Raw genomic sequence first — 12667 nt, forward strand, 5'->3', positions numbered from 1 at the left:
TTTTATGAAAAAATACATATCCAATTCTGTCGAATTGTGGTATTTTTGTAGTAACATGTCTTTAAGAGTAGGTGTGAAATTTGATTAAAACATTTCAATACATATACAAAGACGAATCTTCATTAAAGCAATTTATACAGGAGAATGAATTAACTTTATTTCCTTCTCTCCTCATTCAAGCCTTCGCAGGTCATTCTTCCATTCACTTCATAACTTCGCTTCAAAGAGAGTTAAATGAACATTTACCCCAGGCGGCACTTATCGGCTGCAACTCCAATAGTCAAATATACGAAGGCCGGTCTGTTTCCGAAATTGTCCTTTCTTTTACAGCCTTTGACAGAACGGAAATTAACGCTTTCCTTATCGATGAAACAGATCTAAGCTGCAATCAAAGAAAGGAATTATATAATGAACTGATCCGTTTTGATACGAAAGCGCTGATTCTTTTTGCCAGCCATCTTAAGCTGGACATAGCAGGACTACTTGAGGAGATGGCTCCCCGCAATGATGAGTATAAAATTGTCGGCGGAGTATGTGCGGATGATCCCGCAGTATTGCCCTCATATGTTTTCACGAATGATCGAATTTCAGCTAATGGTTTTGCAGCCGTTTCGCTGAATAATTCGAATTTACATGTTCACACTTATGCCCTTGAACATTGGCAGGAAGTCGGTCCCTCGTTTGAAATCACGAAGGCATCCGGCAATATCATCTATGAAATCAATCATAAGAAGCCGCTTCAGCTTCTAGAAAGATACTTAGGGGTAGCGTTCGTCGAAGAACTTCCCGACTCCTCGATTGAATTTCCTTTCTTGTTTCAACAGGGAAGCGAGAAATCAGCGGTCTATGTCATTAATCTTTTAGCGCACGGTGCGATTGAAGTTAACCGTGAATTAAATGTTGGGGACAGGGTAAGTTTCGGTTTTGTAAATGTGCAGGATTTACTGAATTCTACTACGAAACAATTGAAGAAACTTAAACGGCGTCCTGTAGAATCACACTTTGTATACAATTGTATGGCAAGGAAGAGGTATATTAGGGATTTTACCAATCAAGAACTTTCCAAATTGAATTCGATTGCCTCAGTCAATGGTTTTTTCTCATATGGGGAGTTTGGCTATGATACAAAAAAGAGACCTAAGCTACTTGCGCATACTTTGACATATATGGGAATCTCAGAAGAAGCAGGGGAGCCTCTGGATGATTTCATGACAGATTTTCAATTGTCACCGGAAGCCAATGCCATGATGTCATTGACCAACCTGATCAACACGGCTTCCACCGACATCAAAGAACTCACTCAGAACATAGAGGTATCGGAAGAATATTACCGCTCTCTTTTTGAGAATAATACTGATTTCGTTTACAGCACTGACTTGAACGGCCGTTTTACCTCGCTTAATCCTTCTTTCATAAGAACATTCGGTTACAGTGAAAAGGAACTTATCGGAAAAAACGCATTAAACTATATCATGCCGCAGGATCGGCATAGAGTTCGGAGGCATTTCTACCGGGCGATGGATGGAAGGGAACAGTATTATGACCTTCCAATTGCAACAAAGAATGGTAAAATCAACTATTTTCAAATAAAAAATATCCCGATCACGGTTAACGGCCAATGTGTCGGTATATTCGGTATAGGCAAAGACGTCACCCAGCAAAGGCAGTCGGAAAAGAAAATCACTCAACTTGCTTACTATGATGGAGATACTGATTTACCGAACAAACAGAAGTTCAGGGAGATCATGGATGAACATATCCGGCGGGCAAAAAAGAAAAAACGGGAGCTTGCCGTTCTTTTCATGGATATCGATCGCTTTAAAATCATCAATGACACATTGGGCCACAGAGCAGGTGATCTCATCATAAAAGAACTCGCCCAGCGACTCTCGGACACACTTCCGAAGGGAGCCTATCTCGGCAGGTTCAGCGGGGACAAATTCACCGTCCTATTATCTAAGAAGGTGAATGAGGAAAGCATTTCTGCAGTAACAGAAGCTTTATTGAAGACGATTAGAGACCCTTTTAACTATAAGGGCAAAGAATTCTATATGACGGGGAGTATCGGGGCCGGTATATTTCCAAGGGATGGAGTGAAAACTTCGGAAGTCCTGCGTAATGCGGATGCCGCGTTAAACTACGCGAAATCTGGAGGCGGTAATAAAACAGTCTACTTCTCAAAAGATATGAATGAAGAAACCCTCCGTAAAGTGGAAATGGAAGCTCAATTACGTAAAGCAATCGAAAGAAATGAATTATATGTCGCCTATCAGCCGATCATTGCGGTACCGAATGAGTCCCTGATAGGGTGTGAAGCGCTATTAAGATGGAATCATGAAGAAAGAGGGACGATATCGCCTGCAGAGTTCATCCCGTTGGCGGAAGAGACCGGATTGATCCAGGAAGTCGGGAAATGGGTATTGATCAGGGCATGCCGTCAGCTGAAAACATGGCTGGATAATAAGATGGGGGATTTCTATGTATCTGTAAATGTATCAGCCTGCCAATTCCAGCACCCGGCATTTCTGAGTGATGTAAAGGAAGCCCTCGGCATATCAGGGTTGCCGCCGGAATATCTCTGTCTGGAGCTGACTGAAACCATCATGCTTCATGATGCCTCTTATTCGGTTCAGGTCATGGAGGAACTGTCGGTTCTTGGAGTCAGACTTGCTATTGACGATTTTGGAACAGGATATTCATCGTTGAGTTATCTGAAACATTTACCTCTTGATATCTTGAAAATTGACAGGTCCTTTGTCCGTAATATGAATGATCATTCTCCCGATGTCGCCATCGTTCAATCTGTTTCCATGATGGGGCGGGGGTTGAATATGAAAGTGATAGCTGAGGGTGTGGAAACATTACAGCAACTTAAATTGATCAAGCAATTAGGCTGCGATTATGCACAGGGTTTCTACATAGAGAAACCGATGGAAGCCGGCAAAATGGATGAATTCATACTGAAACATAACACAGCGGCACTGCAGGAACACTAATTGGCTTTGTTGCGGGAAATATAAAAAATTCGTGCAGTCGAAGTTGCACGAATTTTTTTGCGTTCTGAAATTCTTGAATAATGATTTAATGGCTTTGCCTTCCAATAGACGAAAAAAGGCGGATCATGAGAAGTAATCCGCCCTCCTCCCTGTCATTCCCAGGTCATGGATTGAAATTCTCTATAACAATTCGTTTTCCCGTGCTGAGTGTAAATTCAAAGCGGTCCCGCTTCTTTTTGTAGTAAGTAAAGTGATGCTGAACTGCGCATACCTCATCACCATTATCGAAAGTGATGAAATTCACACCCTGTTTCATTTTCTGGCTGCCTAAGAAAACAAGATGATTGTGACAGAATATACAATCATATAAAGAATAATTTAAGTTGTTCAGAGTAGATATGAATTGATGGAAAGCATCATCAGAAATGTCCTCGATCAGATTTTCCAGTGAATAGAGAATGTTCTTCTTTATTTGAATCCTGTCTCCATCCTCCATTCTGATACGCTCGTAAGGAGTCGCAACAACCCCATTTTCCAAAAGGACGCCGGTCACCCATGTATCCTCCCTGAATAACCTGATTTCATGATTGATGTAAAACTCCAGTTCTGACTCTTCATCTGCATCTATTTCAAAAAATAGCCATAAGTCTTCATCAAAAAGGACAGTTCCTTCTGAAAAAGCTCTTTTTTGGGATTTTAGGATGTTTGAACGGTATATATTACTCAAATGAATATCCCTCCTTAACTACATTTCTTATCATAATTATCATATTTCATTCATGTGAAAATGGAGTGAGGCAATTAACCATTTATCTTGAATTGCATAAGATAATCTATGTGTCAGAGAGCCCAGTTTGTTTGACCAGAAAGTGAGGATGATCACAATGTGCGGAATTACAGGTTGGATACATTATAAACGAAATCTTTCAAACCAGGAAAAATTAGTCGGGAAAATGGCAGAGACACTGACAAAGAGGGGTCCGGATGAAACAAATACGTGGGTTAATCATCATGCAGCATTTGGTCATAAACGTCTCATCGTAGTGGATCCTGAAGGCGGACGGCAGCCGATGAGCATAACGCATCAGGGGAATTCATATACGATTTGTTACAATGGAGAGTTATATAATACTGATGATTTGCGTGCAGTGCTAAAGGGAAAGGGATACTCCTTCAAAGGGCATTCCGATACGGAAGTTCTATTGACATCCTATATTGAGTGGCGGGAAGAATGTGTGAATCATTTAAACGGCATCTTCGCTTTTGCCGTTTGGGACAGTGAAAAGGAGCATGTCTTCATCGGAAGGGACCGGATGGGCGTTAAGCCTTTATTTTATTTTGAGAAAGACGGGGGGATCTTGTTCGGTTCGGAAATCAAAGCCCTTCTGGCGCATCCGGATTGTAAGCCGCAAGTGACTCATCAGGGCTTGTCGGAAGTCCTTGGACTTGGACCTTCCCGCACTCCGGGTGAAGGGGTTTTCAAGGGTGTCGGGGAACTCCGCCCCGCCCATGCATTGATTTTCTCTAAAGACGGATTGAAAATGTGGAGATACTGGAATGTAAAGAGCAAGGAACATACAGACTCGTTTGAAGATACTGTCTCAAATGTTAGATACCTGTTGACCGATGCCATCAAACGTCAGCTTGTATCTGACGTTCCTCTTTGTTCATTCCTATCTGGAGGGCTGGACTCCAGTGCCATCACTGCAATCGCAGCCAATACTTACCGCGACGAAGGAAAAGGGAATCTTCATACCTATTCGATTGATTATGAAGAAAATGACCAGTATTTTAAGAAAAGTGATTTCCAGCCCAACTCAGATGCCCCGTGGATTGAAAAAATGTCCAAGGAATTCAGTACGGTCCATCACCGCAGCGTCATCAGCCAGCAAGTACTGAAAGATTATTTAATCGAAGCCGTTCATGTAAGGGACCTGCCCGGGATGGCAGACGTCGATTCATCCCTCCTATGGTTCTGCAAAGAAATCAAACATGATTTCACCGTAGGGCTTTCAGGGGAGTGCGCGGATGAAATATTCGGCGGCTATCCATGGTTCCATCGTGAGGATGACTTCAACCGAAGGGGATTCCCTTGGATGCGTTCGGTGGCTGAAAGACAGGGACTGTTAAAGGATGAATGGAATAAAAAGTTGAATCTTCAGGAATATGTCTTATCTCAATATGATAAATCGGTAGCTGAAACGCCGTTATTAGACGGGGAAAATGAAATTGAAAAGAAAAGAAGGCAGTTATTTTATTTAAATTTAATATGGTTCATGACGACATTATTGGACCGCAAAGACCGGATGAGCATGGGGGCGAGCCTCGAAGTCAGAGTTCCGTTCGCCGATCACAGATTGGTAGAATATGTGTGGAATATCCCTTGGGAAATGAAAATGCATGATAACAGGGAAAAAGGCATTCTCAGAAAGGCGTTGGAGGGGATCCTGCCGAATGAGGTCCTTTATAGAAAGAAGAGTCCATATCCAAAAACACATCATCCCGTCTATACGAAACTAGTAAGTGATTGGCTGAATGAAATTTTGGAGGACCGTTCCAGTATACTCTATGAGTTGTTCAACGAACAAAAGCTGAAAGAAATCATGAAAACTGGAGGAGCGGCATTTCAGGTACCGTGGTACGGCCAGCTTATGACAGGGCCGCAGCTGCTCGCCCATCTTTGTCAGATTCATGTTTGGTTCAGGGACTATAAAATAGAAATTATTTAGTAGCTCTTTTTGTTTAATCGAAGTTTCAGTAAAAGAATGTGCCCCGTCCGCAAAAGAGGACGGGGCACATTCTTCAATCATGTTATATCGTATTACGCTGATCTACATTGCTGACGTTACCGTTACCGATGGAGTTTAAGCGCTCCACAAGGTCAGTTCCAAATGGGGAAGGTGCAGCATTTGATTCCAGCACGGTATCTTTCAGTTCATAAGCATTCGAACCATGTTCTGTGAAATCAAGTCCGGACAATTCTTCTTCTCTGGAGACGCGTATGCTTGAGAATCTTGTAACGATAAACAAAAAGCCACCCACTGTGACAGTGGTCCACAGGATGACAGCTGCTATACCTAGGGTTTGGGCAGCCAATAAGGAAGCGCCACCTCCGTATAATAATCCATTCTGTACATCAAAGAGCCCGACAGCAGCGGTTCCCCAAATTCCACAAATGCCATGCACGGCAATCGCTCCTACAGGGTCATCAATTTTGAATTTGGAATCAAGAATCGTAACAGCTTCGACCAGAATGACACCCGCTATAAGACCGATGATCAGTGAGCCTGTTAACGATACGTTTGCACATCCTGCAGTGATACCAACCAGTCCCCCCAAAGCTCCATTAAGAGTCAGGGAAGGATCTACTCTTTTGAATCTGAGTAAGGTATAAAGTGCAGAGGATAGGATTGCAGCAGATGCTGAAAATAATGTTGTCGTGATTACATGAGGGACAAGTTGAGGGTCAGCTGCCAGGCTGCTGCCTCCATTAAATCCGAACCATCCAAACCAAAGGATGAAAACACCGAGAGCCCCTAATGGGATATTGTGTCCGGGGATGGCATTTGCTTTTCCTTTGGAATATTTTCCAATCCGTGATCCAAGGAACAATACTGTAATGAGAGCTCCGACAGCTCCAGTGAGATGAACGACAGTAGATCCCGCGAAATCAACAAAACCAAGTTCTGAGATCCATCCTCCGCCCCAGACCCAATGCCCAACAACAGGATAAATGAGACCTGTCATGACAATCGTCAGTAAAATGTAGCTCTTCAGTTTCATGCGCTCGGCTACAGCTCCGGAGATAATGGTGGCGCATGTAGCTGCAAATACGGACTGAAAGAGGAAGAATCCGATGTCTTCACGACCTGAAAGAATAAAGCTGTCAATACCGACGATACCGCCGGCGGTGCTGCCGAACATCAAGCCGAAACCCAGAAGGAAGTAGAGGACAGCTGCGATTGAAACGGTCAGGAAATTTTTCATCAAAATGTTAAGTGCGTTTTTCGCCCGGGTAAAACCTGTTTCAACCATCGCAAATCCAGCATGCATGAAAAATACTAAAAAGGCTGCAATCATGACCCACATCGAGTCTACGGAAGCTTGAACACTTTGAGCAGTAGGAGCAGCAGCAAATGCAGAAGTACTAATAACAAGAGACAACAACAGCAAGACAGTTACTTTTTTAATCAATGGTATCCCTCCGATTATTTAATGTAAGTGTAAATGATGTTAGTGAAAAGAAGACTAGAGAACAGCTTCCTTTCCTCGTTCCCCTGTACGAATGCGCACAACCTCTTCTACAGGGTAAATAAAAATCTTTCCATCCCCGATGGTTTCCGTACTGCACTGATCGACAATCAGACCTATGATTCCTTCCACTTGATCATCGTCGACTACCATTTCCACCTTTACACGCGGCACGAGATTTATCTCAAATTTATTTCCGCGGAATATACCTTGTTTTCCTTTTTGCTTTCCGCATCCAGCGGCTTCCGAAACAGTTAATCCGCCGAACCCCCGATGACTTAATGCTTCCCGCAGTGATATGAAAGCCTCTGCCCGTATGATTGCTTCCACCTTTTTCATGTAATTGCCTCCCTATATAGTTGATTGAATTTAATGTTAGGTTTTTTAACATTAAATCGTTATATTATTTATCATATTCAGAAAATAATAAAATATCAAGTACTAAAATTACATGAAAGCGTTTTAATGTAAAAAAACCTTACATCAGAATTGTGTTTTCTGTGGCAAAATAAAAAAAGAGCCATTCAAAAGAATAGCTCTTACCAAACATACCTAACAAGTTACGATGAATAAGTTCAAGAATCTCCGAGGGTTTACCCGGATTCGACAAAGCTTTTTTTCATCCAAACTTTCGAACGCCACCTTTTCAACATGATTAAACCTCTCAACCATTCATCTGCAATGAAGGAAATCCAGATTCCTATCAGGCCGAGGCCAAACCAGATTCCGAGTACATAGGACAATGTGACGCTGACACCCCACATTGAAAGGATGCCCATATAAACTGGGAAGCGGACATCTCCTGTTGCCCTCAGTGAATTGATGACGACCAGGTTGAAGCTTCTGCCGGGTTCGAGAATGATGGTTAAATAGATCAACGTTTTCCCAAGTTCGATGATTTGTTCATTATCTGTGAATAATCGTAATAACGGTTCTGCAAAGATTGAAAAGATTCCTGCCATGGCAAGTGAAATGATGATGGCAATTTTTAAACTTTTTAAACACCGTTCGTATGCATGTTCATATTCTCTTGCACCAACCAGGTGGCCGATCAATATTTGCGTTCCCTGACTGATTGCCACACTGAATAAAAAGATGAACATCATTAAGTTCTGTGCATACACTTTCGTTGTAAGGGCGTTGGTGCCGATGCTTGCAATGAAGTACGTGATCACCATTTGCGAGCCATTATAGGATAAATGTTCGCCGGCTGACGGAATCCCGATTCGAAGTAAGTTCTTAACATGCGAAAGAGAAAGCTTAAACAACCTGTTAAACGGTAAAGCAGAAGGGATTCTCTTCTTGATAACGATAATTCCCACAATGAGTCCGAGCAAGCGGGAAGTGATAGTAGAAATGGCCACTCCTTCAACTCCTAAAACAGGAATGCCGAATGGCCCGAATATGAACATGTAATTACCGATCACGTTAATGATATTCATCCCGATTGTGATGTACATGGCATCTTTTGTGTAGCCGTAACTTCTCATGATTGAGCCAGCAGTCATGATCAGGGCCTGAATAAACGCGAACCCTCCGACAATTTTTAAATAGGAGGAAGCTTCACTCATCAATGACTGGGGTAGATCCATGGAAGAGAGTATCGGTTTTGTGAAGAGAAACAAAGCGATACTCAGAAACAGTCCGAAGAGAAGATTCACGGCCAGTGAAACGAGTGAAATCTCCCCGGCAAGATTCTCTTCTTCAGCACCTAAATGTTGTGCGACCAGAATCGCTGTCCCGGTGGCGACAAAACCGAACATGACGATGATGAGGGACAGTATTTGATTGGATACCCCGACTGCAGCAACAGATTCATCTGAATACTGGCTGAGCATTAAAGTATCCGCATTTCCCATGAGCATATGAAGAGAGATTTCAATGAAAATTGGCCATGTGAGTGCAAACAAGGTCATTTTTTTCTGTGATTTGTTCATAAAGTTACTCCTTGTTATGAAAAATTCTAATAAAGTGAGAAGGGACTAACTCAGTTCATTGAGTTAGTCCCGCAAAATGCAAGGAATCCGGAATTAAAGTTGAAGGATGGCAAACCCATATTCTTCAAGTTCGACTTCGATGGTATCTGCTTCAGCAGCGAATTCTTCTTCATTCCACAAATTCACGATTTTCTTCCCTTTTAATTCAAAGGGCAGGGAATAGGTGGTTACTTCATCCCTGCAGTTCAGAACGATCAAGATGGTATCCTCTCCATTCGACTTTGTGAAGGCGATGCATTCATCGTGTAGTTCTGCAGGTAAGAAGGAAAGATTTCCTTCATTGGCGAGTAAGGGATGGGTACTCCTCAGCCCAATGAGTTTTTGAACATGGCGGAACAGTTCTTCGTTATGTTTTTCCTTTTCCCACGGGAAACATTTACGACAGCCTGGGTCCTGTTCGCCGGTCATTCCGATTTCATCTCCATAGTAAATGCATGGTGTACCGATGAATGACAGCATGAAACTGTATATTTGTTTCAGCCGGCGGATATCCTCCCCACACTCTGTCAATATTCTAGGTGTGTCGTGACTTCCAACCAAATTGAAATTCACTTCATTTACGGTTTTGGGATACATATGAATGACGCTGGTTAAATTCTCTATAAACGTTGATGGCGGGATAGATTGTTTTGCAAACAGATTGATCAAATTTGTCGTAAAAGGATAATTCATAACCGCATCAAACTGGTCCCCGCGGAGCCATGGCATCGAATCATGCCAGATTTCACCAAGGATATACAGGTCTGGTTTAATGGATTTCACTTCTCTTCTAAAATCCCTCCAGAATTGGTGATCAACCTCGTTTGCAACATCAAGCCGCCAGCCGTCAATATCAAACTCCTTCACCCAGTAGCGGCCAACTTCGAGTAAATATTCCCGTGCTGCTTTGTTTTCTGTGTTTAATTTAGGCATGGATGCTTCAAAAGCGAACGTGTCATAGTTCGGGGGTGTACGATCTGCTTCGAGCGGAAAATCTTTAATGTGAAACCAGTCGCGATAAGGCGAATTCTCACCATTTTCAAGTACATCCTGGAAATGAGAGAAATAATAACCGCTATGATTGAAAACGGCATCAAGCATGACTCTTATTCCATTTTCATGACATTTACTAACAAGTTCCTTTAATGTTTCTTTAGAGCCGAATTGAGGGTCAATTTCAAAATAATCGATTGTATCGTATTTGTGATTGGAGTGAGCCCTGAAAATTGGAGTGAAATAAATTCCCGAGATTCCTAACTCTTTTAGATAGGGAATATTCTCGATGACCCCATCAAGATCGCCGCCGAAGTAATTTGTTCTTGAAGGGTCCGTGCTGTTCCATTCCAGTGTCCCTTTCGGATCGTTATTTCGATTGCCGTTCGCAAACCGTTCCGGGAAGATTTGATACCAAACGGTGTCCTTTACCCATGGGGGAGCTTGGAAGACATCGGCTGCATTCAAGAATGGAAAGCAAAAGTAATCACCAATGTCTGATGAAGGGTTTTCGGAAAACCCTTTCTCTCCATAAAAAATCTCTTCTTCACCATCATTCAGGACGAATCCATAGCGGAGGCGTTTGTATGGAGGAGTCAATGAAGCAAACCAGTAATCAAACAATTCATCGGTGCCTGTTAAAGTCATTTCTGCCTTATCGTAAATCCACTCTCCGTTGTCCCATTGATAGGGATCACCGTGGACGAGGGAAGAGGTTTTAATATCATGTTTCTTTGTTCTGATTCTAATATGGAGTTCGTCAGTAGTGCAAGCGTATGCATAGTTGTCTTTCGGACGATGGTAGATCGCTTCACGAAACATGGCTGGAACCTCCTTCTATACATTTTTATATAAAGAGTAGTCTACTCTTATTGTGTTGTCAATAATACATATCGTCTATATGAAGGTGATTTTTCATTTTTTCTATTAAACTTAAAAATATTGAAAAAACTATTGCTAAATGAGTTTTAATTTGTATAATAGGAGATAGATTGTGCAATCGCTTTCACACATAAGTGTAAGCGGTATCTTTTGCACCTTTGTACGTTTATGTGTGCAAACGGTTGTACAGTTCTGGTGAGAGTATTTATTTACCTATACTTAGGAGGGGTCAAGATGAAGAAAGCATTATCACTGTTAATGGTCGTTATGCTTGTACTAGGGGCGTTGGCTGCTTGTGGTCCTAACCGTGAAGAACAATCTTCAGGTAATAAAGACAGCGGGAAAGAAGCTGACGATGCCAACAAGCCTGAAAAACTGGTTATCTGGGAAGATGAAAAGAAATCCGGGTGGCTGGATGAAGTAGGCGCCAAGTTCACAGAGGAAACTGGTATTGAATTAGAAGTGAAAGAAGTAGAAATGGCCAGCAAAATGAGAGAACAATTACGTTTAGACGGTCCTGCGGGAACCGGTCCTGACGTATTGACTTTACCGCATGACCAAATCGGTGAGCTTGCTCTCGCAGGGCATATCGCTCCATTAGAAGTAGAAGATGATGTAGAGAAGCGTTTCACTGAATCATCTATTACTGCTCAAAGCTACGATGGAAAACTATATGGTCTACCGAAGTCATCTGAAACACCAGTATTTATCTATAATAAAGATTTAATGGAAGAAGCGCCTGAAACAATGGATGAAGTATATTCATTCTCTAAAGATTTCACGAAAGATGGAAACTTTGGTTTCTTGGCTCTATGGGATAACTATTACTTTGCTCACGCACCAATCGGCGGGTTCGGAGGATACGTATTTGCTGAAAAGGACGGAGCATTGGATCCGAAAGATCTTGGATTGAACAATGAAGGTGCCGTTGAAGGTACTGAGTATATTCAGAAATGGTATTCAGAAGGATTATTCCCTAAAGGTATCGTCGGTGAAAACGGCGGATCTGCAATGGACGGATTATTTAACGAAGGAAAAGTCGCTTCCGTTATGAACGGGCCATGGTCATTCCAATCGTATAAAGATGCTGGAATCGACATCGGTATTTCTGCAATGCCTAAGCTTCCTAACGGGGAGCCAATGAAAACGTTCATGGGCGTTAAAGGATGGCACGTATCCGGATACTCTGAAAATAAGGAATGGGCTCAAAAATTCATCGAGTTCATCACTCAAGATGAGTATGCTAAGCTTCGTTTCGAACAAACTCAAGAAGTTCCGACAAACCAAGGGCTGATCGAAGACCCGGCGATTGCTGATAATCCAGGGGCAAAAGCGGTAGCCGAACAATCTCAATATGCCGTTCCAATGCCGAATATCCCTGAAATGGGAACTGTGTGGGAGCCGATGGCTAATGCACTTCAAACAGTTGTGACAGGGAAACAAGAGCCTAAGGCAGCTCTGGATTCCGCTGTGGAACAAATTAAACAAAGTATTGAAGCAAATCATTCAAATTAAATTAGCATCTTTATAGCGGTACCTCCTCCTAGCGGTGAGGTGCTGCTATCCTTT

The 12667-nt window shown here is 42.4% G+C and carries 8 protein-coding genes; 3 read left to right on the forward strand and 5 right to left on the reverse strand.

What is annotated here, in order from left to right; genetic code table 11:
* Positions 1 to 80 precede the first annotated feature (80 nt).
* Positions 81 to 2996 (forward strand): bifunctional diguanylate cyclase/phosphodiesterase, encoded by a 2916-nt coding sequence (locus V6B33_RS07580; RefSeq protein ID WP_334217152.1) that lies wholly within the window; start codon positions 81 to 83, stop codon positions 2994 to 2996.
* Between the two features lie 163 nt (positions 2997 to 3159).
* Here V6B33_RS07580 and V6B33_RS07585 read toward each other — a convergent pair whose 3' ends face one another.
* Positions 3160 to 3723 (reverse strand): DUF2777 family protein, encoded by a 564-nt coding sequence (locus V6B33_RS07585; RefSeq protein ID WP_334217153.1) that lies wholly within the window; start codon positions 3721 to 3723, stop codon positions 3160 to 3162.
* Between the two features lie 148 nt (positions 3724 to 3871).
* Here V6B33_RS07585 and asnB point away from each other — a divergent pair, with 148 nt between their 5' ends.
* Positions 3872 to 5725, forward strand: coding sequence for an asparagine synthase (glutamine-hydrolyzing) (gene asnB / locus V6B33_RS07590; protein WP_334217701.1), 1854 nt, complete (start codon positions 3872 to 3874; stop codon positions 5723 to 5725).
* Positions 5726 to 5807: 82 nt separating this feature from the next.
* On the opposite strand, the gene V6B33_RS07595 is transcribed toward asnB, so the two are convergent.
* The 4 genes from V6B33_RS07595 to V6B33_RS07610 all read right to left on the reverse strand — a co-directional run bounded on the left by V6B33_RS07595 (position 5808) and on the right by V6B33_RS07610 (position 11038).
* Positions 5808 to 7190 carry an ammonium transporter gene (locus tag V6B33_RS07595; RefSeq protein WP_334217154.1) on the reverse strand — a complete coding sequence of 461 codons (1383 nt, stop codon included), beginning with the start codon at positions 7188 to 7190 and terminating at the stop codon, positions 5808 to 5810.
* 54 nt (positions 7191 to 7244) lie between these two features.
* Positions 7245 to 7586, reverse strand: a complete 342-nt coding sequence (locus V6B33_RS07600) for a P-II family nitrogen regulator (protein WP_334217155.1) — start codon at positions 7584 to 7586, stop codon at positions 7245 to 7247.
* Positions 7587 to 7840: 254 nt separating this feature from the next.
* Positions 7841 to 9184, reverse strand: coding sequence for an MATE family efflux transporter (locus V6B33_RS07605; protein ID WP_334217156.1), 1344 nt, complete (start codon positions 9182 to 9184; stop codon positions 7841 to 7843).
* A gap of 93 nt (positions 9185 to 9277) precedes the next feature.
* The gene (locus V6B33_RS07610; protein ID WP_334217157.1) at positions 9278 to 11038 is read right to left on the reverse strand and encodes an alpha-glycosidase; all 1761 of its coding nucleotides are present in this window, start codon (positions 11036 to 11038) and stop codon (positions 9278 to 9280) included.
* Between the two features lie 294 nt (positions 11039 to 11332).
* Here V6B33_RS07610 and V6B33_RS07615 point away from each other — a divergent pair, with 294 nt between their 5' ends.
* Complete coding sequence (locus V6B33_RS07615) at positions 11333 to 12613, forward strand: extracellular solute-binding protein (protein ID WP_334217158.1); 1281 nt, start codon at positions 11333 to 11335, stop codon at positions 12611 to 12613.
* The last annotated feature ends 54 nt before the right edge of the window (positions 12614 to 12667 follow it).

Source organism: Mangrovibacillus sp. Mu-81, assembly GCF_036867415.1.
In the GTDB taxonomy this organism is placed as follows: domain Bacteria; phylum Bacillota; class Bacilli; order Bacillales; family Bacillaceae_B; genus Rossellomorea.